This is a genomic window from Pseudoalteromonas sp. CuT4-3 (genome assembly GCF_035666335.1).
In the GTDB taxonomy this organism is placed as follows: Bacteria; Pseudomonadota; Gammaproteobacteria; order Enterobacterales; family Alteromonadaceae; genus Pseudoalteromonas; species Pseudoalteromonas atlantica.
This window is the reverse complement of record NZ_CP142031.1, coordinates 306,470-327,058: the sequence shown is the minus strand read 5'-3', so window position 1 is coordinate 327,058 and position 20,589 is coordinate 306,470. Positions and strand designations below refer to the sequence as shown.

16 protein-coding genes are annotated in these 20,589 nt (G+C 40.4%); 8 read left to right on the top strand and 8 right to left on the bottom strand.

Going from position 1 to position 20,589, the window contains the following annotated elements; all coding sequences use genetic code 11:
- Positions 1-21: 21 nt before the first annotated feature.
- A complete protein-coding gene (locus VOI46_RS18380; protein ID WP_039972143.1) occupies positions 22-1,812 on the bottom strand; it encodes a PDZ domain-containing protein in 1,791 nt (596 codons plus the stop codon).
- Positions 1,813-2,015: 203 nt separating this feature from the next.
- Here VOI46_RS18380 and VOI46_RS18375 point away from each other — a divergent pair, with 203 nt between their 5' ends.
- The 6 genes from VOI46_RS18375 (at position 2,016) to VOI46_RS18350 (ending at position 9,106) form a co-directional block, all read left to right on the top strand.
- Positions 2,016-3,551 carry a GGDEF domain-containing protein gene (locus VOI46_RS18375; RefSeq protein ID WP_282337405.1) on the top strand — a complete coding sequence of 512 codons (1,536 nt, stop codon included), beginning with the start codon at positions 2,016-2,018 and terminating at the stop codon, positions 3,549-3,551.
- 79 nt (positions 3,552-3,630) lie between these two features.
- A complete protein-coding gene (gene ppnN / locus VOI46_RS18370) occupies positions 3,631-4,974 on the top strand; it encodes a nucleotide 5'-monophosphate nucleosidase PpnN (RefSeq protein WP_004586396.1) in 1,344 nt (447 codons plus the stop codon).
- A gap of 10 nt (positions 4,975-4,984) precedes the next feature.
- Complete coding sequence (gene xni, locus VOI46_RS18365) at positions 4,985-5,758, top strand: flap endonuclease Xni (RefSeq protein WP_004586397.1); 774 nt, start codon at positions 4,985-4,987, stop codon at positions 5,756-5,758.
- 69 nt (positions 5,759-5,827) lie between these two features.
- Positions 5,828-6,214, top strand: coding sequence for a DUF3192 domain-containing protein (locus VOI46_RS18360; RefSeq protein WP_004586398.1), 387 nt, complete (start codon positions 5,828-5,830; stop codon positions 6,212-6,214).
- Between the two features lie 6 nt (positions 6,215-6,220).
- Entirely contained in the window at positions 6,221-7,909 is a 1,689-nt protein-coding gene (locus VOI46_RS18355) for a hypothetical protein (RefSeq protein ID WP_282337403.1), read from the top strand.
- 189 nt (positions 7,910-8,098) lie between these two features.
- The gene (locus tag VOI46_RS18350; protein ID WP_004586400.1) at positions 8,099-9,106 is read left to right on the top strand and encodes an isocitrate dehydrogenase; all 1,008 of its coding nucleotides are present in this window, start codon (positions 8,099-8,101) and stop codon (positions 9,104-9,106) included.
- Between the two features lie 204 nt (positions 9,107-9,310).
- On the opposite strand, the gene VOI46_RS18345 is transcribed toward VOI46_RS18350, so the two are convergent.
- Positions 9,311-12,310, bottom strand: a complete 3,000-nt coding sequence (locus tag VOI46_RS18345; protein WP_004586401.1) for an immune inhibitor A domain-containing protein — start codon at positions 12,308-12,310, stop codon at positions 9,311-9,313.
- 443 nt (positions 12,311-12,753) lie between these two features.
- Here VOI46_RS18345 and VOI46_RS18340 point away from each other — a divergent pair, with 443 nt between their 5' ends.
- The gene (locus VOI46_RS18340) at positions 12,754-14,478 is read left to right on the top strand and encodes an acetolactate synthase 3 large subunit (RefSeq protein ID WP_004586402.1); all 1,725 of its coding nucleotides are present in this window, start codon (positions 12,754-12,756) and stop codon (positions 14,476-14,478) included.
- Positions 14,478-14,975: an acetolactate synthase small subunit gene (gene ilvN, locus VOI46_RS18335; protein ID WP_004586403.1), complete on the top strand. Its 498-nt coding sequence runs from the start codon at positions 14,478-14,480 to the stop codon at positions 14,973-14,975. The genes VOI46_RS18340 and ilvN overlap by 1 nt, the downstream gene beginning before the upstream one ends.
- Before the next feature lie 246 nt (positions 14,976-15,221).
- Here ilvN and ltrA read toward each other — a convergent pair whose 3' ends face one another.
- From ltrA to VOI46_RS18305, 6 genes are all read right to left on the bottom strand, one after another.
- Positions 15,222-16,496 (bottom strand): group II intron reverse transcriptase/maturase, encoded by a 1,275-nt coding sequence (ltrA, locus tag VOI46_RS18330; protein WP_324737986.1) that lies wholly within the window; start codon positions 16,494-16,496, stop codon positions 15,222-15,224.
- A gap of 785 nt (positions 16,497-17,281) precedes the next feature.
- A complete protein-coding gene (locus VOI46_RS18325; protein WP_004586404.1) occupies positions 17,282-17,557 on the bottom strand; it encodes an HU family DNA-binding protein in 276 nt (91 codons plus the stop codon).
- Between the two features lie 206 nt (positions 17,558-17,763).
- A complete protein-coding gene (locus tag VOI46_RS18320; RefSeq protein ID WP_282337402.1) occupies positions 17,764-18,303 on the bottom strand; it encodes a DUF3833 domain-containing protein in 540 nt (179 codons plus the stop codon).
- 1 nt (position 18,304) lies between these two features.
- On the bottom strand, positions 18,305-18,778 hold the full coding sequence (locus VOI46_RS18315) for a chalcone isomerase family protein (RefSeq protein ID WP_039972155.1): 474 nt from the start codon (positions 18,776-18,778) through the stop codon (positions 18,305-18,307).
- 50 nt (positions 18,779-18,828) lie between these two features.
- Positions 18,829-19,341, bottom strand: a complete 513-nt coding sequence (locus VOI46_RS18310) for a DUF2878 domain-containing protein (RefSeq protein ID WP_039972144.1) — start codon at positions 19,339-19,341, stop codon at positions 18,829-18,831.
- Complete coding sequence (locus VOI46_RS18305; RefSeq protein WP_004586408.1) at positions 19,316-20,578, bottom strand: cyclopropane-fatty-acyl-phospholipid synthase family protein; 1,263 nt, start codon at positions 20,576-20,578, stop codon at positions 19,316-19,318. The genes VOI46_RS18310 and VOI46_RS18305 overlap by 26 nt, the downstream gene beginning before the upstream one ends.
- Positions 20,579-20,589: the final 11 nt, after the last annotated feature.

Genomic DNA, 20,589 nt, shown 5'->3' with positions numbered 1-20,589 from the left:
TTTTTTTAAACGCTATTATGATTAATCAGCTTGCACATTAATCGGGTGCTCTACCCCCACCCATGCTTTAAATAAAGCGCGTTGAGATAAAGTTGCATTTTTATCAGCAACCACCTTTTTAGGTTTATCATAATCTTGCGATAAAATGAGGGTTGTCGATTGAAGTGCATCGCGACGAATAAAATCGATAGTGACTTTTTCACCCGCTTTAAATACTTCTAAGCTCGATTTTAGATCTTTTCCAACATGCTGCTTGTTAACCGCCACAATTTTATCGTCTGTTGTGAGGCCAGCCTGCCATGCTGCTCCGCCTCTGCGAACGTGGGTAAGTGTTAATAACTCACCGCTATTTTTTGCAGTCGCATCAATGCTTGCTAGTGGCTTAGCGCTCTCAGGACGAGTAAGCTTTAAGCCAACTTTACCTAATAAAGCATCAAAATCTATATTAGCTGGGGTGCTCACGTTATCGTGCCACCACGTTGTGTAGTCTTCACCTGTTAGGTCTTTTAATATTGCCAGTACATCTTGCTCAGTAAACCCTTGTGGTAACGTGTGCTTGTTGTATAAAGCGTTGTGTACTTGGCGGTAATTAACTTTTGCCTGGGTTGTTTCTAATAAATGTATATCTAACAACATAGAAAGCAATGAGCCTTCTAAATATATATTGGTGCTGTAATTACGCGCGTGGTCGCCGCCTTGGTTTATCCATTTATCAAAGCTTGTTTCGCTGGCACTTTGTACTTCTCGACCTGGTGTTTGTAAGTGACGATTAATCGTTTTACTCATCACTTTAAAAAACTCATCGGTGGTTTCTATGCCTGAGCGCACTAATAGATGATCTTCAAAGTAGCTAGTAGAACCTTCCGAAATCCATAATAAATTTGAGTAGTTCATGTTGGTGTAATCATAAGGCGCCAGCCCTTTAGGGCGGTAAGCTTTTACATTCCAGGTATGAATAAATTCATGCGCAGCGGTACTTATAAAGCCTAAGTAGTCTTCGCGGCTACCAAAACGATTCCGTGGGCGCTGTATAATGGTTGAGTTTAAATGCTCAGTTGCCCCGCCAGCACCCGATGTAGCATGCACCATAAATACATAACGCTCATACGGGTAGCTATTCCAAATAACATTACCTGTGGTCACTAATTTTTTTAAATCAGTAAGCATTAGTTGCTCATCGTAGTTGCCTTCGCCCCATATGACTAACTCGTATTGGCGGCCATCTACTTCAAATTTATGAAGTTTGTTAATTCCTGTTTCTATTGGTGAGTCTACCAGTACATCGTAATCTGCGGCTTTAAAACTGTGTTTATTACTCGCATTTTCCATGCCTGATACAGAGCGCCACGCTTTAGGCACCTTTAAATCTACGGTAACTGGTTCTTGGCGAAATGATTCACTAAACATAAAAAAGCCAGATGCATCAATAAAAGCATGGCTATCGTCTATGTGGCGTGCACGTTTTCCTAACTCGTTTGCATAGACTTGGTAATCAATATTCACGTGTGTTGGCTCAGCTAAATGCACTCGCCATGTACTGTGATTAATTTTTTCCCATTTTAATGCATTGCCATTGTCGTCTGTGGCCGCAAAGTAACGTACCCCATTGGCTAAATTTAATATTTCGTAGCGACCAGTACGCCATGCAGGCAATTTAACATCGATATGCGATTGCGCCGACTTTGGAAACTCTACACTTACATTACCTAAATGATGTTGTGGCTGTGTAATACTTAAAGAATAATTTACATCGGCTAACGCAGGGGCTGCACAACAGGCCGCTAACATTGACAGGACTAAACGCTTTTTCATAATGACTCAAGGTTACTTATTATTTGAAATAAGCCTAACAAGGCATAAATTAAAAGTGAATTAAAAACGACAAACAACCTAATAGCTCAGTTTACATGCAGGGTCTAAGTAAAAATGCTAAGTTTTTAATTAGATAACTACACTTAATATGATTTTGTTGTAAACTGAAGGTAATGTAATTAATACGATGGCGGTATGCTTAGGTGTCTGAAAACTCTAACGCTGTAGATAAAAAGTTAAAGCAAGCAATTGAAGCAAGGATAGCCATTGAAAATGCGCGTAAGCTCCAAGTTGATACTTTATCAAATCTAACTGCAAAATTGTCTTTAAGCTGTAAAGGGCTTGATATTGAGCTTGATAATAAACTCGCCAAATTTAGAAGTTCGCTAAATAAAGGTGTCGGGTTTGAAATATTATCCCCTTTAATAGATGACATTTTATTATTACTGCAAAACCAAGAGGCGTTACAAACAGCCCATCAGCGAGAGCTGTTTTCGAGCGTACAAACAGCCGGTAAGCTTTTACAAAAAACCAAAGGGTTACCAGACGATACCCGCCGCACCTTAAGACATTTACTCGACCACGAAATTAATAATGTACAGTCTACGCACGACTACATCCCGATATTAAATCAGCTTATTAACTTTTATCACCATGCTTTGCATAGCAAGCTTTCAACCACGGATGAAACAAGTACCAATGCTTCTCCTCGTATGGCTAAAAAGCTGTTAGAGCTTGCAAATGAGCTAGTATTAGAGGATGAATCGACAGAACAAATTAAACAAATAAAAAATGCAATTACCGAAAACGATAATGTAGAAGCCCTGCTGCAAGCCGCTTTAAATATAATAAGCGTCGTGGTCAAAAATATCAGTAAAGAGCGTCAATCGGCACAAAGCTTTTTAGTCTCGCTTAACCAAACATTAGAAGAGTTGCACTCATCAATTGTATCTACCAGCCAGCGCTCTAAATCAATGGGAGAAGAGTTCGATATACTAAATAAACGTATTGAAGGAAAAATAAAGCATTTAAACGAGCAAACCCAATCTGCTACATCTATTTCCTCTTTAAAAGAATTAGTTGATAACGAGCTAAAATCTCTCAGCCAAGACTTTATTGCTAAAGAGCAGCTAGAAAGAAAAGACCGCGAAACACTGATTGCCAGTTTTGATGAAATTAACCAGCGAATTGGCAGCTTAGAAGGCAAACTAACCAAATATAAAAAACGCCTAAACGAGCAACGCTTTAAAAGTTTACTCGACAGCCTTACAAAACTTCCTAATAGAGCGGCTTTTGATGAACGTTACAATCACGAGCTTCACATATTTAATGTCCAAGCCTCGGATGTTACCCTAGTGGTTATTGATGTGGATCACTTTAAGTCAATTAATGATAGATTTGGTCATACTGCAGGCGATATAACCTTACAAGTTATTGCAAAGGCGCTGCAAAAATCAGTAAGGCAGTCTGATTTTATAGCCCGCTACGGCGGAGAAGAATTTGTACTACTTATGCCTGGGCTTTCGTTGTTAAACGCAGCGCAGCCGCTTGAAAAACTTAGAAAAGTGATTAAAAATATTCCTTTTAAATTTAGAGAAAAAGAAATAGAAATCACCATTTCGTTAGGCGCTACACAATTTAAAAAAGGCGATACACCGCTCAAAGCATTCGACAGAGCAGATGACGCCCTTTATGAAGCAAAGAAAACGGGTCGGGATCGCCTTTGTATGAGTAAATAATGTCATAATTCTCAATTAGTTTGAGTGCTAAAGTAGATGACATGCAGTTTTTACATTTTAAGCAGCAAGGAGAATGCCGATGTTAATACAGTTAAACCCGACTGGGGTTTTAGATTTACTGTCACAATTGGAAGTTGATTTATTAGAGCAATCTTCAGCCAGTGAACGTTATCGACTTTTTAGAAACTGTGCCTTAGCCGTCCTTAACGTAGGCAGCCACACAGACGCAAGTAATGAAATTTACGACAAATACCAAGACTTTGATATTCGTTTAGTCAGTCGCGAGCGCGGCATAAAAATTGAATTAGAAAACCCTCCCGAAACCGCCTTTGTTGATGGCGAAATAATTACCGGTATTCACGAGCATATTTTTTCGGTGATCCGCGATATTTTATTTATTTGCCAAAAGTACGAAAAAGATCTTAAAGAACAAAAAGCCATTACCCACATGGTATTTGATATGCTCAGAAACGCCGGGGCGCTGCGCGTTAACAGCGAACCAAACATGATTGTGTGTTGGGGTGGACATTCAATTAACGAAATAGAATATAAATACACAAAACAAGTAGGTTACGAGCTTGGCTTACGTGGTTTAAATATATGCACTGGCTGCGGCCCAGGGGCGATGAAAGGCCCGATGAAAGGTGCCACTATTGGCCATGCTAAACAGCGTATTAGCGAAAACCGTTACCTTGGTTTAACCGAGCCTAGTATAATTGCCGCAGAGCCACCAAACCCTATTGTAAATGAGTTGGTAATTTTGCCCGACATTGAAAAGCGCCTTGAAGCATTTATTAGAACGGCGCATGCAATTATTATATTTCCAGGTGGTGCCGGTACTGCAGAAGAATTACTTTATTTATTAGGTATTTTGCTGCATCCAGATAACGAAAAACAGTGTTTGCCTGTTATTTTAACCGGCCCTAAAGAAAGCGAAGCGTACTTTAGCGAGTTATGTAAGTTTGTAGAGCTGACATTAGGCAAAGAAGCCCTTGATAAGTTTGAAGTAATCATTGATGATCCAGCCCTAGTAGGGCAAAAATTAAAATCAGCTATGGCAAATGTACGTAATTATCGTAAAAGCCAAGGCGATGCCTACTACTTTAACTGGACACTTAAAATCGATAACGATTTTCAGCAACCTTTTGCACCTACGCACGAAAACATGGCAAGTTTAGATTTGCACCTAGAACAGCCCAAGCAGCAATTAGCGGCTAATCTACGTAGAGCGTTTTCGGGGATTGTTGCTGGCAATGTCAAAGATGAAGGCCTACGCGCTATAAAAGCACATGGACCTTATGTGTTAAGTGGTGAGCCTGATTTAATGAAAGATATGGATAAACTATTACAAGCCTTTGTAGACCAAGGTCGTATGAAGTTACCCGGTAGTAAGTATATCCCTTGTTATGAAATAAAAGCATGAGTTTGACTATTTGAAACCCCATTTACTTTTAATTGATGCGCTTAATTTAATTAGGCGCATTTACGCAGTTGACGCTAACCAAACACACCATAGTGAAGAGCAGATGCTAAAGGCCAGTTGCGCGCGCGTAGCACATGCTTGCAAAAAGCTTTTACAGTCAACAAATGCCACTCACGCTATAGCTGTTTTTGATGGCGACAAAAGCTGGCGCTACCACTTTTATAAGCAATATAAACACTCTAGGGCCCCCATGCCCGACACGCTTAAAAATGCGCTGCACTACTTTAAAGAAGCTATAGAGCAAACGGGCATCGTTGTATTTGAACCGCTCAACGATGAAGCCGACGATATCATAGCCACCTTAGCCGACAAAGCTGCAAAAAATAAGATAAACAGTACCATTGTTTCTACCGATAAGGGTTTTTTACCTTTTTTGAACGACTATATTTGTGTGTACGATTATTTTAAAAAGACCTACCTAGATTGCGACAGCATTGAGCAGCGTTTTGGTATTGAACAAAGTAAACTTATTGATTTTTGGGCCTTAGCGGGCGATAAAACTAACGATGTACCCGGCGTTAAAGGCATAGGGACTAAATCGGCTCAGCTTATTGTAAATACCTACGAAAGCATAGATAGCGCCATAGAAGATGATGCCCTATCAAGCAGTATTCAAAAAAAGCTAGTTGGGCAAAAAGACATGTATGTTATTTCTAAACAATTAGTCACTTTGCGTACCGATATACAGCTAGGTTTTAGTTTAAAGCAGTTAAGGTTGCATTAGTCGCATGTTGATAGCACTGTTTAAGCGCACAACATATACTCACTGTATTGTTGCGAGTGTGAGTTAAAAATGATTAAAAAGTTTATAAGATACTTAATATTAGGGTTAGGCTTGTATGCACTCATTGCGACTTTAGTGATCACCTTTTATAAAGATGACCCGCAAGCAATGATTTGGCAAGACCGTGAGGCCTTTAACGAGCGCTACATAAGAAAGCTGTCAATTGATGAGGCGGTTACTTTAAACAGTGTACTCGATTATTTAGGAAGCCCCGATTTAACCTATGCCAAACGTAATAAAGACCAAGTATGGCAGATTGTTTTTTACCGTACTCAGCACCAAACTTCAGATGGCATAACCACGATGGATGAATGCACCGGCTTATTATTTAAAAATGGTGAGTTATTTTTATGGGGCCCCAGCGCCTATACAACTTATCAGGAAAAGATCAGGTGATGGCCAATGGATGAGCCTATTTCAAAACAGTTAGTGCGGTTACTACACAACACACATCAAATACTAACAATTTATAGTGACAAAACGCAGTGGCAACATCTTTATCCGCTTGTTGTACAAACAGCCCAGCATTATCGCGTTTTGTATCAGCAACACCCGCACGCTTTACAAGCGCGTTTAAGCTTGTACACCAGCCACTACGACTTTGCTACAAACCTCGTTATTAACCAATGTGTTATTTGCACCGCGCTGTGCGCTAGCCAGCAATTTGATGACGAACTAACCGAGCTTTATATTGGTGTTGCATTGGTAGAGCATTGCTGCGTTGTAGCGCAACATAATAAAATTGCGCAGCAGCAAATGCTTACACTCAGCGATAAAAAAATATGGCGTTTTCGCCACCAGCTAGCAGCAAAAGTGTTGCTCAGTGCACAGCACCCTACTCAAAATAGCGTGCGTATGTTGGCTAAACTAAATAAGTATAAGCAAGCGTTACTTAGTACTAGCGACATAATGCTATATGACAATGCCATAACCTTGTGTGCATTAAGTAATATTATCGCGATGAACATCACCTATACATCGAAAAAAAACCCATTAAATTTTTACAAAGCTTTGGGTGAATTGTATGTCAAAACAGCTAACCCATTTGCGCAAAGGTTAATTAAGGATTTAATAGCGCATATAGGCCCACACCTGCCAGGCAGTAAAATTGTTTACAGCGACCAAGCAATGGTTTATCTAGCAAGTGATGAGACTAATAAGCATATACTTATTAATGCCAATAATGAGAAAAAACTGGCGTGGTACAAGGTTAAAACCTCACTTAAAGATCAACCAATGCAATGGCTATGTACTGATAAACGGGTATTATTTTTAACCTGGAACAATGAGCACCTGGTACGTAAAGCCCCGGCGCAGATAAGTTCTAAGGCCGAATTAATAGCGTTAGTGAGTCATATAAAAGTAGCGCATGAATATAGTTTTAAAGGCTTAGATAAATTACTGGCCCCTTTTAGTGAAATAACACAAAAGCTCTGCCAAGCAGTCAGGCCCTATAACAATCAGCACCAAGCCGCCAAAGACTTACGCCATAGCTTGTCGATGGTCGGCTACGATAATGCACCGGCGATTATTCAACGGGTTATATTTGAGCAATTAGTGGATACATCACATCATCCGCACAAACACATCGTACTGAATAAACTTAATAGCTTTATTAGTATTTTAGCTTTAATGGTAAGTAATAACCCAAAACAGCAATTCGAACATATAGCCTTGCCCATCTATGGTTACGTGCATTATTTATTAACCCATTGCAGTGCACAGCTCTGTGCAAAAGTAACCATAAGTAGCGTGCCTAACCAAACCTATAGTGCCCCATTAGCAGCCTTTTTTGGGGTGGAAACGACTAATAATGAACATTTAAATACAGAATTAACACAACTACTGAGTGATAATCCATGGACCAAGCCCCTACTCGATGCTGAACAACAACCTAAAAAAGAGCTAAACGAGCAGCATAAATTATGGATTAGTTTAAAGGTCGTGGCGCAAACTATTTTTAAACCCGCTCTGCCTTTAACTTCTTGGCAAAAACAAACTTTAAATGCGCAGCTAAAAGCACAAGGCTTTAAATCTGAGGATGATTTTTTTGCGCAACTGCAAGGCTTATCGCTATATAACAGCATTTAAGTCACTTATGCTGACTATAAACACAGGTTATACCCTGTATTTATAGTATAAACTGGCAAAATGGGCGATAAGTTGGTATAAATGCGCCCTCAAAATATATCCACATACGTCACATAAATGACCTAACAAGCAGTTACTATTATTAGTAATAATTTATGTGCGTTTTTTATTCTTTTAAAGGAAAAGTCAATGGCCAAACAAACCATCACAGTGATCAAAGGCGACGGCATCGGTCCGAGCATTATCGACTCAGCACTTGAAATATTAAAAGCCGCAGGTTGCGATTTTGATTATGAATTTGTTGATGCAGGCCTTGCTGCACTAGAAAAAACTGGCGAGCTACTTCCTCAAGAAACAATTGATACAATCGCTAAAAACAAAATCACTCTTAAAGGTCCTTTAACGACGCCGGTAGGTGAAGGTTTTACGTCTATTAACGTAACATTGCGTAAGCAGTTTGGTTTATACGCAAACGTACGCCCTGTTAAATCATTTGTTGGTACTAAAGCACGTTACGATGATATCGATATCATTACTATTCGTGAAAATACCCAAGGTATGTACTCAGGTTTAGGCCAAGTAGTAAGCGAAGACGGTAACGAAGCAGAAGCTAAATCTGTAATTACTCGCGAAGGCGCTGAGAAAATCATCACTTTTGCCTACGAGTTAGCAGTACGTGAAGGCCGTAAAAAAGTAACCGCAGTACACAAAGCAAATATCTTAAAATCTACCTCTGGCTTATTTTTAAAAGTTGCACGTGAAGTTGCTGAGCGTTACCCGCAAATTGAATCAACTGAAATGATTGTTGACGCAACATGTATGAAGCTAGTAATGACACCAGAAGAGTTTGACGTTGTAGTAACAACTAACTTATTTGGCGACATTTTATCTGACCTTTGTGCTGGTTTAGTTGGCGGTTTAGGTATGGCACCAGGTGCAAACATTGGTGAAGATGCTGCTATTTTTGAAGCCGTTCACGGTAGTGCACCAGATATTGCTGGCAAAAACCTAGCAAACCCTACTTCAGTAATTTTAGCGTCTATCCAAATGCTTGAGCACTTAGATATGGGCGACACAGCTGAGCGTATTCGCAGCGCAGTAGCTGATGTAATTAAATCTGGCGATCGCACAACACGTGACTTAGGCGGCAGCCACGGTACAACTGATTTCACTCAATCAGTAATCGACCGTTTATAATTTAACAAGGTTAATCTTGTTTTAAGCCTAAAAAGCCAGCATATTGCTGGCTTTTTTGTATTTTAACCTTTACTGATAACATCACTTGGCATAATTACGCTATTTATTTTAAATAGAGTTTTCAATGCAGCGAGCATCATTTTTTATACCACTGGTGTTAAGTTATTAGACATTTAAGTCGATTGGTATTACATCACAAAATCATTAAACTTTATTGCTGGTACGCCGGTAAAACCCACTTATCACTAATAGCGCAATGAAATAACCTATTGCCCCACCACTTGATGAAGATTCACTTTGCGCTTCTTGTACCGAGACTGTTAGCTCACTACTTATAACTTCATTGGTTTGACTGTCTGTGAGCACAAGTTTTACCATATAACTACCTGCACCTTGGTAATTATGACTTGGGTTTTGCGTTGTACCTAGTGGGCTGCTATCGCCATAATCCCAGCTATACGTATAATTACCAGAACCACCTAATGGTGAGCTATTAAATTGTACCGCTAAGTTGTTTGCCGTATGGCGTGTACTTAATTGCAGCGGTGCGTTAACACTCAAAGCATGCTGTTGGCTAACACTTACCCCTTGCGCATCAGTTACTATTAACGCGAGGGTGTAATCTCCAGAGTAGCTAAATTGGTAATCTAGGTTTTCAGTTTGCGATACGGGTTCACCATCTATAAGCCAACTCATGCTGTAAGGTGCTTCACCGCCAGTTACGATTGCTTGAGCAGATAAAGTCGCACCATTTAACTGATACGTTAAATTTTCAATTTCTAGCGGCTTTGTGATACTAATTTGTTTAGTTTGTGTTTGCGTAGTCGTCTCACCCATTGCCGAAAAGGTAACGCTGTAGGTGCCGTAATCGGCATAGGTATGTGTAGGACTTAGCTCAGTACTCGATTGCCCATCACCAAAATCCCATAAAAATGTATCTGTGGGGGTTAACTTTAAACCGGCTACATTAAAGCTAACGGTTGCCTCGTTTACTGTTGTGGTTATTTGTTGTAGCGCATCATAGCTAAGCAAAAGCTCTGCTGTTTCACTTTCAGGGTGTTGGCTGACTATTTCAAAGTTAAACCCTTGGGGAGTAAGCACCACACCTGATTCAACCTGCTGCGTAAAGCTGTAATCAAAATGATCATTAAACTCATTCATGGCAGCTAAGTCTTGATCGCCTAAGCCTGCACTTTGCTGATATAAACTAAATGCAGCATCGCGTACTTGTATAGGTGTATCTGCAAGTGTGGTGCTACCTTTACCGCGATAAATTGGCTTTTGATCCGCATCAACCACTAAATTAAAACCACCCCCTGGGTGATCAGTTGTGTTGTTGTTATCAAATGCACTATTGCTATACCACAATAAAACTCCCGGTGAATATTGCTCTGCTTGTAAGCCGGCATCCACACCTCTGTGCGCACGTAGCTGTATATAGTAGTGGGCTGGTTTAGCATAAATATAACTACTCACGCGGCTAAAACCATTTAACGCTAAGGTCGACTCTGACTGCTCTGCGTTATTTTGCCAAATCACAGTATTGTTGTGTGTTATTTTTAAATCATCGGCTACAAAACCATAATACTGTGTGTTTGTATCGGTAATATACTCAATACTCAATGTAATGGTTTGTCCTGCATATTGTGTTAAATCAAACTCATGCATTAAAAAACCATTAGGTTGCTGCGCATCTGCATGTAAAAACGAATCACCAGTTATATACGGGCCTATATCGCCATAATAAGGATTTGTCTCGATTGTATAATTACCAGCTAAAGGAATTTGATTTACCTTTACTTGTACAAGGTCATAATCGCGCTCAATACTGTAGTAAGCTAAAAAGCTAAGTGTCAGTGGTGTAGCAGTCTCAGGTAAGGTTACGGTTTGTGAGAGCGTGTGTGTTAGATTGTTACCTGTACCAGAGTAAAATTGAAAATCACCTTCAACCGGGGTTTTAAATTTTTCTAGCTGCTGCGCAAGTGTCACTTTAATTTGGCTTTGCTGCTGAGAAAGTGAGCTAGTATAAACTAGCGACTGCTGAGGCTGGCTGTTCACTTCCTCCATGGTTAAATTAAGCTGGTTCACCCAATTGCCTTGGTATCTGTTTTGTAAATACTCAAGCGCCTGTGCACTAAACATAACGGGCTGTGAGCCCCGAGGCCCACCAGCCCAGCTACCAGTAGACATTATTGACCAAGACGATACAGGCTCACCCACGGTATTTGACTGTAAATCGTACTCATCTGCTAAACCTAAGTCGTGACCAAATTCATGCGCAACGACACCTATGCTGGCATCTATTGGGTTTATCGTATAACCCGATAACTTAACGCTACTACCCGCAATACTGACAGGTTCACTGTTTTCATCAAATACGTAGTAGCGGTGAGACCAAATTGCATCAACGCCTAAATAGCCTCCACCGGATTCTTCACCAATACTGGAATGAAAAACCATAACATGGTCGATAATGCCGTTTGGCTCGTTAATAATGCCATCGCCGTCAATATCATCTAAATCTGTTAAATCATATTGCGTTAAATCAATATCAAATTGTGCAGTGGCTTTTTCGACCGCTTCTTTTATCAGTGCGGGGGCATTTATATCGCGCGTGATACCTACGCGCTCACCATAGGTTTTTGCATTACTATCTGCCCTAACCCACCCATATACTTGCCCGCTAAAAGTTAAGCTAGCACCTGATGCGTCGTAATAATAATCGTATACGCTGCTAAGCGTTTCATTATTAGGGCCAACAAACCCACCCTCATTAAAAAGCAATTGTTGGTAATGCTCCTTTGTATAATTTTCGTAATACATATCGGTATCATCATCAACTAGTTGATTGTCATCGTGCTTTAAATCAGGAAAATCAATTAAAATAGCCAGTACTTTAACCTCATTTAGCGCGTTGCTAGGACTAGCCGCACTTGCATATTGCAGCTGCTTATTGGCTTGCTTAGCGCTTAAGCGGGCTTTCATGGTAGAAACAGGTTTTAACTGCGAAGGGTTAAGCCGTGCAGTATTCGCTAAGTAGCTTTCAACCGTTGGCTTGTTAGTGGTTTGTTGGGTATCAGCGCGTTTATTTAACCAATACTCTATTCTTTGTTTGTTAATAATACCTGGGTCATGCACACTGGTATTTGCTGCGTTAAGATTTAGGCTGCAAAGGAATAAGCCAAGCCATATTATTTTTTTCACTGTATCTTCCCCAGATAAATTATCGCTCTATCATACCTAATATATGCATTAAGCACAGCGCTCAAATCACCTATTTACCCATTATGTTACTCGGTGAAATTAGCATAATTTCTTCATATTTTTTATATAACTACAAATAGCGTGCAACTTTTTAGTATGAAGACAAATTAATTTGAAATTTTAATCCAAAACAGCTCTTTCAAGGTTGACATAAGCACGTAAAACCCTTAAAAATAACCCCATATAGAATTTTTAATCTAAAGCAGCATTTTGCTTTTTATAAAGTGACAATTATGAAAAAACAACTTCACCTTTTAATCGTACTCGTAGTGGTCTTAGTGATAAGCCCAGCGGGGATGTATTAAAAAGTGAAATTGCTTTTTAAAAACCCTCGCACTACGCGGGGGTTTTTTTATGCATAAACAGCGCACAGAGGAATGAGGATGAGCAAACAAGAATATAATGGTTCTGAACTAGTTGTTCAGGCATTAAAAGAGTTGAAGGTTAAGTATATATTTGGCTACCCAGGTGGGTCGGTTTTAGATTTATACGATGCACTTTTTCAACAAGAAGATATTGAACATATTTTAGTACGTCACGAACAAGCCGCAACCCATATGGCTGACGGTTATGCCCGTGCTACTGGCGAAGTTGGTGTTGTACTTGCTACCTCAGGCCCTGGCGCAACTAACTGTATTACAGGTATTGCCACCGCTTATATGGACTCAATTCCGATGGTGGTATTATCGGGGCAAGTACCTACTAGCTTAATTGGTGACGATGCATTCCAAGAAACTGACATAGTTGGCTGTTCTCGCCCAGTTGTAAAACATAGTTTTAACTGCAGAAGTGCTGAAGAAATTCCGGCTATTTTGGCAAAAGCGTTTTATATTGCAAGTACTGGCCGCCCAGGACCCGTTGTTGTTGAGCTACCAAAAGATATGCTTAACCCTGCTATTAAGTTTGAGTACAACTTCCCTAAAACAACAGAGCTTAGAACCTACAGCCCAAATACAAAGGGCCACTCTAAACAAATTCGCAAAGCAGTTACCGCAATTTTAGAAGCTAAAAAACTGGTTATATACTCAGGCGGCGGTATTATTTTATCTAACACCTCTGAGCAATTAACCCGCTTAGTTGAATCGCTAAATGCACCTATCACTAATACATTAATGGGCTTAGGCGGTATTTCGGGTATTCACCCAAATTACGTGGGAATGCTGGGTATGCACGGTACGCTTGAAGCCAATAAAGCCATGGCAAATGCCGATGTAATTTTAGCACTCGGAGCACGTTTTGATGATCGTGTAACCAATAATGTTAAAAAGTTTTGCCCTAATGCAACCATCGTTCATGTAGATGTAGACCCGACCTCTATTTCTAAAACGATTAAAGCACACATTCCGGTGGTGGGCTGTTTAGCCACTGTGATGGAGCAACTGCAAACCGGCATAGATAAAAGTAGTATTCAAATTGATCGCAGTGCACAAGAGGATTGGTGGCGACAAATTATTAGCTGGCGCGAGCAAAAGTGCTTAAGCTACAACACCGATGGCGATAAAATAAAGCCTCAAGCTGTTATAGAAGCAGTGTATAAAGCCACTAATGGTGACGCATATGTAAGCTCTGATGTGGGACAGCACCAAATGTTTGCAGCGCAATATTATCCATTTAAAAACCCTCGCCAATGGATCAATTCAGGGGGCTTAGGCACCATGGGCTTTGGCTTACCAGCAGCTATGGGTGTTAAGCTTGCCTTTCCTGATAAAGAATCAGTGTGTGTAACCGGCGATGGCTCAATCCAAATGAATATTCAAGAGCTATCAACATGCTTACAGTACAACTTGGCTGTAAAAGTGGTTTCGCTAAATAACCGCTCATTAGGCATGGTACGCCAATGGCAAGATATGATTTACGGCGGTCGCCATTCATCTTCATATATGGATTCATTACCTGACTTTGTAAAACTTGTTGAAAGCTATGGCCATGTAGGCATAAAGGTAGATACTTTAGATGAGCTACAACCTGCTATAGATAAAGCCATGAGCATTAACGACCGTTTGGTATTTTTAGATATTAACGTTGATGAAAAAGAACATGTATACCCAATGCAAATTAAACTAGGTGGCATTGATGAGATGTGGTTACGTAAAGGAGTAAAAGCATAATGCGTCGTATATTATCTATTTTATTAGAAAACGAACCGGGAGCCTTATCTCGCATTGTTGGGCTTTTTTCACAGCGCGCCTACAACATAGATAGCTTAACAGTGGGCACTACTGATGATGAGTCACTGTCACGTATCACCATTACCACTATGGGTGATGATAGAATCGTTGAGCAAATTACTAAACAAGTTAATAAATTAGTTGATGTACTTAAAATTATTGATTTAACGGAAATGAGTCACATCGAACGTGAATTATTACTTGTTAAAGTATTTGCCCAAGACGAAACCACCCGTGCAGCGGTTACACGCGTGGTAGATGTGTTTCAAGGTGCTATTTTAGATATGGGCCGCCAAAGCTACAGCTTACAACTGGTAAGCAGCACAGACAAAATAGAATCGTTTTTAGACACCCTACGCCATGAAACCGACATTATTGAAGTGGTGCGCTCTGGTGCTGTAGGGATCGGCCGTGGTGATAAAGCATTAAAAGCGTAATTAATTAGAGCTTAAGCGTTTTTATTAAATCCCTGCTAAGCAATTAGCAGGGATTTTTTATGTTAAGCCTTGCATTACAACGCTCTGCATTAATACCTAATTAGGCATGTGGGAATAAGCTTAACTTAGGTAAGCTCGCTACTTTAATACAGGCATCGAGTAGGGTGAGGCTTTTGCCTCATCCCTCTCACAGAACCGTACGTACGGGCCTCGTATACGGCTCCTGTATTCTTTTATTCCTTCGGCTTATTTTCTAAACGCCGATTGAGCAAGCCACCCTGTACTTACTTTTTCCATTGAATATAAACCTTGCTCTTCAAACCATTGGTTTGGCATCGCTACACTCGATAATGGACTTAGAGAGTTTCGCCATGAGTTCATTTTGATGAACTTAAATGGCGGCTTTTTCCCTAACTGTTTTAGTCGTTTATGCAACCTCGCTGGATTTTTCCACAACCTTAACTGAATTGCCCTTAATCGTCGTCTCACCCACCTCGCCAACACCTCTAGCACCCGTTTACAATTGGCTATACTGAAATAATTTACAAAACCACGCACCACTGGGTTTAGTCTTTTTATTACTTCAACTAAGTTCATGCCGCTATTTCGTTTTGTTAATCGTTTAACTTTTTGTTTGAAGCCTTTGAGTTTTGAGGCTTGGATCCGTGTCCAATTACTGCCTATCTCCACTCCCAAAAACTTTACCCCTTCACTGCTATGCGCTATATGGGTTTTCTTTTGGTTGACTGTTAACTTCAAGTCTTTTTCAAGTAGATGGGTTGCTACAGTGAGTGCATTCTTGGCTGCTGTTTCTGTGCAGCATAAGATCAAAATGTCGTCGGCGTACCTCACTATTCTGTGATGTCGCTTTTTCATTTCTTGATCAAACGCATCTAGGTAGATATTCGCCAACAATGGACTGATAACCCCACCTTGTGGACTTCCTTGCTCACTCGCTTCCCAGTGATTACCTATCATTACCCCACTTTTTAAGAACTGATCGAGCAGCTTTAAAAGGCTACCGTCTGTCACTTTGCGTTTGACGCTGCTAATAATCAAATCGTGATCAAGTAGGTCAAAGCACTTCGACAGATCCATATCAACCACCCACTCACGGTGATATTTACGAATAAATACCGTCGCTTTACTGATGGCATCATGGCAGCTTCGTGTCGGCCTGTACCCATAACTTGATGGATGAAAGTCGATGTCGAAGATCGGCTGGAGAATGTTCAATAGTGTCTGTTGTACTATGCGGTCGCGAACTGTTGGTATACCCAGCAATCTCACGCCGCCATCGCCTTTCGGTATTTCTATCCGTTTGACTGGCTGCGCCCGATACTGCTTGGTGTGCAGTTCACGTTGCAGTTGTTTCAAGTTTTCTTCTAAATTCAAGGCGAACGTGGCTATGGACTGCCCATCTATTCCGGCTGCTCCTTTCGCTGCTTTCACTTTTTTGAATCCCTTGTACAGGTTATTAATATCTAATAATTGCCCATACAAGCTGTAGTAAACTGTCATCAATTGCCTTTGCTTGCGGTATGTCTGTCGTTTCACATTGATGTATAGTCGGGTTCTTCATGATGACATTAGGTGTGCTAGCCGAATGGCAATCTGCCTAAGTGGTCAGTCATTACTCCCGTGCTCGGCCTTCAATTCTCAGCGTCCACATTCCTGCTTAGCCGTCATCTTTTGCCTATTTCCGTCGAAATACATGTGAGCCTATACGCCGATATTCCTGATTTTCATACACTTAAAGAATACTTCCCCCCTTCGCAATCAATTAAAACTTTTGGTTGAAATTGACCCTATCAAACATTCTGCTGATAGTCGGCTTGGTTTTGTCCTCCACACCATTACTGGCTTTCATCGGCCTAGCCTTATTCACTACTACGGGTTCATCTGCCACCTCACACCGACGTTAAACCTTGGGTTTCCCCTTGAGTTTAGGCCACTTATTTACACTAAGTTTAGATGCCAGGCTTCCCCAGTTACTGCACTGGCTCCCTGTTAGAAATTCCACCCTCAAGCACAGCATTGGTCTGACTAAGTATAGGGCGTTGCGCTATTTTGCACGCTGACCCACCAATACTGCCGAAACAGGTTACGGTTAGTTGTGTACCTCTAACTTCTTATGGCTTCCTTCAGACCCCACCGTTGGCCAGTGACGCCCTTGCCATTCAGATTATCTTCCCCTTAGTCGGGGTGATAAGGCATCTTTCAGCCTATCGGGTTTGCCAGCTTCGCTGGGCAAACAAAAAAAAAGAGCTAAATAGCTCTTTTTTAAAAATTCTGTAAAGCGCCAATTAAGGGTTTACTTGGTCTTTAAGACCTTTACCTGCTTTAAAGCTTGGGATAGTTGCCGCTGCGATTTGGATCTCAGCACCCGTTTGTGGGTTACGGCCAGTACGTGCTGCACGTTCTTTAACTGAGAAAGTACCAAAACCTACTAATGCAACTGAATTACCTTCTTTTAAAGAAGAAGTTACAGCGCCAGTAAACGCGTCAAGGGCACGTGTAGCAGCAGCTTTAGAGATCTCTGCATCAGTAGCGATTTTTTCAACTAATTGAGCTTTATTCATTGTTAGATTCCTATTCGTTATTATTTTGCCTTCGCAAAACCTATCTTTATGCATTTTTAAGGAGTTAGCAACAGCAAATTGCATTTTTTGCTTAAATACTTCGAAAATGCGTAAAATTTTAATAATTCTCGGTAAAATACAGCGTGTTGGGTTAACTAAAACTTAATTTAAGTACACAAAAGGCACACTTTAAATAACACACTGCTCTATATTTTTTCGATAACTAAGGTCACTTCCCCAACCTCGACACCAAACTTAACAATAGACGTTCGGTTTATCAAGCGCGATTGTGTAACCAGGTACATCCAATCATCAAAATTTACCTCAAGCGTACTGCCGTCATAGGGTAAGGCCACATTGTAGTTCCAATGAAACACACTGCCTGCGCTTTTACCGGTTGCAATGCCAAGCACATCATCAGCACGTCCCACTAAGCTATTATCGTCATTAAGGGTGACATACCAAATACGCTTTTGTGTTTCACCATCGTCATACACAAAGTCTTCCTCTATAACGCCCTCGTTACCTTCCCAGCGCGCATTCATAGAGACAACAAGTTTACGTGTGAGTTCGCCTTTATAATCTTGCACAACGCCGTATGCTTTCAAATCGCCACTAAAAAACGCTTTAAAATCAAATTCTGGGTTGCTGCTATTGTAGTGCTCTACTTTTGGCGCGGAGCAGCTCACTAAAAATAATGCGGCCATTAAAATACATAGCTGTTTAAATTTATTAATATTGCGCATGTTAAATCCCTAATAATTGTTTTCTAAGTGCTGGCTCTGAGGTGTTTGGGCTTAGCCAAATAGCTAAAAACTGATTGGCAAATTGCGAGTCTGTAATTTCACCTAACTTTTTATCATTATGATAAAAAGTAGCCTCACCGCTTGGTGATGTTTGTAAACTTAACGACTCGCCTTTTTTAATGTCTGGCCAAAGAGTGAGCAATTTATCAGCATACTTAGCAGATAAGTCACTTTTACCTAAATGCTGCCATTGCTCTTTAGTGGCTTTAACAATGTCTTTTGCTGCAAAGTCTCGCAAATAGGTGAGCGTAAATTTAACTGGGTGCGCCCCCTGTTTGTAACTCCCTGAGCGGGTATATAACGTTGCATCGTAAACATCCCAAAATAAATATTCCATGCGCGCCTCGCCCACTTTTTTAAAGTCAGTTTGCTCTTCGCTAAAGCTCAATGGGGTAAAAAAAGTAGCCATAATCATTGCGGCCGTTATTGCACATATTTTTGCGGTGATATTCATACAAGCTCCTGTTATTGCTTGCTAAAATTTATAATCGCTTTAATTTTTTGGTTAATAATAAGAATTAATGTAAAGGCTGCAGCCCAAAGTGCGCCGTACAGAAGCCAAAATGCCCATACAGGTGAATAAATACTAAGCACGCCAAATTGAGCGCCTGAATAATAACTAATTGGCGCAAAGGCTAAGCACACTAAATAGGCTTGCCAAAGTTTTAGATTAGTAATAAACGCCATTGATGTGTTTAAGCAAAGCAATAATGCTGCCCATAGCAAGGCTAACCAAAGCGGAAAAGGGGATACTTTAAATTCCAAAAGGTTTAGCTGCACAGCAAGGTATTCACATAACAGCGCAATTGGTATAGCTTTTACTAAAAGCAACGCGTCGAGCTTATGCTGCTTTGATAAAACAAACATAAGCACAACAATACCAGAGGTGTATAAAACAGATTGAGCTTCTAAAAACAGTGATAAAAACCACACTGTTTGAAAAAGCACAAAATTAATAATTAAGGGCAATTTCGTCATTTTGACTAGTAAAACGTGGTTTACGCGCCGTTAAATGAACGGTACTGGTTGCTCGCGTTCTAAAAGCGCCTTCGCAATAAGCAAAGTAAAATAACCATAATCTGTAAAAACGCTCATCAAACTTGTCACTGTCTAGGGTGTGCCAGTTATCAATAAAGCGTGTGCGCCAATCGGCTAGTGTTCTAGCATAATGCGCGCCTATGTCGCTTACAGTATGAATAACCATATCGGTATTGTTCTTGATTTGCTCGCTCATCTCATTAATTGAAGGCAAACAACCACCGGGGAAAATATACTGCTGAATAAAGTCAGAGTTTTTTAAATAATGTTGATAACGTTGATCGCCAATAGTGATCGCTTGGATAAGCATTGCACCGTCTTCTTTAAGCAAGCTATTACATTGCTTAAAAAAGCTTGGTAGGTATTCATGCCCTACTGCTTCTATCATCTCTATTGATACAAGCTTGTCGTATTGACCTTCTAATAAACGATAATCAAGCTTGAGCAAAGTTATATTATTTTCAAGTCCTAACTGTTTAACCTTGTTTTCAACATAGGCATATTGCTCATCAGAAATCGTTGTTGTGGTCACATGGCAGTTGTAATGTGTGGCTGCGTAAATCGCAAACGCCCCCCAGCCTGTGCCAATTTCAATAACTGAATCGCCTTCGTTTATCTCTACCTGCTCACAAATTTGTTTAAGCTTGTTTTGTTGAGCATCCTCAAGAGAAGCGTCTTTTGATGGATAAACAGCGCAGGAGTAGAGCATTTCCTCGCTTAAAAATGACTCGTATAAATCGTTGCCCAAATCGTAATGTGCAACGATATTCTTTTTCGACCCAGATTCTGAGTTGCTGTTTTTAAGATGGTTAAAACGGTGGGCTAGGCCACTAAAAAACGAGAATTTTTTTTCAAAAGCATCTAGTTGTTTTTGGTTTATGGCAAAAATTTCGATGAGTTTGGTCAAGTTATCACACGACCATTGCCCAAGAATATAAGACTCACCAGCACCCACACTGCCAGATAGCGCAAATGCTTTGTACATGGCAGTATCGTTAACGGTAATCGTGGTTTTTAAGTCTGAATGTTGTTGACCAAATACTGTTGAGCGACTGTTCTCAACTAACACTATTTGGCCTGTTTCAATACTTGCAAAGGCTTTGGTGACTAGCTTTTTATATAAGTTTGTAAACCAACCAGTTTGCTCTTGGCAGTTTATACTTGAGACTTTTTCCATCTTAAACCCTT

What these genes read in the sequence shown, in the direction of transcription:
- VOI46_RS18380 (WP_039972143.1), bottom strand. Translation starts at nt 1,812, where the DNA reads ATGAAAAAGCGTTTAGTCCTGTCAATGTTAGCGGCCTGTTGTGCAGCC.
- ppnN (WP_004586396.1), top strand. Translation starts at nt 3,631, where the DNA reads ATGTTAATACAGTTAAACCCGACTGGGGTTTTAGATTTACTGTCACAA.
- VOI46_RS18360 (WP_004586398.1), top strand. Translation starts at nt 5,828, where the DNA reads ATGATTAAAAAGTTTATAAGATACTTAATATTAGGGTTAGGCTTGTAT.
- VOI46_RS18355 (WP_282337403.1), top strand. Translation starts at nt 6,221, where the DNA reads ATGGATGAGCCTATTTCAAAACAGTTAGTGCGGTTACTACACAACACA.
- VOI46_RS18350 (WP_004586400.1), top strand. Translation starts at nt 8,099, where the DNA reads ATGGCCAAACAAACCATCACAGTGATCAAAGGCGACGGCATCGGTCCG.
- VOI46_RS18340 (WP_004586402.1), top strand. Translation starts at nt 12,754, where the DNA reads ATGAGCAAACAAGAATATAATGGTTCTGAACTAGTTGTTCAGGCATTA.
- ilvN (WP_004586403.1), top strand. Translation starts at nt 14,478, where the DNA reads ATGCGTCGTATATTATCTATTTTATTAGAAAACGAACCGGGAGCCTTA.
- ltrA (WP_324737986.1), bottom strand. Translation starts at nt 16,496, where the DNA reads ATGACAGTTTACTACAGCTTGTATGGGCAATTATTAGATATTAATAAC.
- VOI46_RS18325 (WP_004586404.1), bottom strand. Translation starts at nt 17,557, where the DNA reads ATGAATAAAGCTCAATTAGTTGAAAAAATCGCTACTGATGCAGAGATC.
- VOI46_RS18320 (WP_282337402.1), bottom strand. Translation starts at nt 18,303, where the DNA reads ATGCGCAATATTAATAAATTTAAACAGCTATGTATTTTAATGGCCGCA.
- VOI46_RS18315 (WP_039972155.1), bottom strand. Translation starts at nt 18,778, where the DNA reads ATGATTATGGCTACTTTTTTTACCCCATTGAGCTTTAGCGAAGAGCAA.
- VOI46_RS18310 (WP_039972144.1), bottom strand. Translation starts at nt 19,341, where the DNA reads ATGACGAAATTGCCCTTAATTATTAATTTTGTGCTTTTTCAAACAGTG.
- VOI46_RS18305 (WP_004586408.1), bottom strand. Translation starts at nt 20,578, where the DNA reads ATGGAAAAAGTCTCAAGTATAAACTGCCAAGAGCAAACTGGTTGGTTT.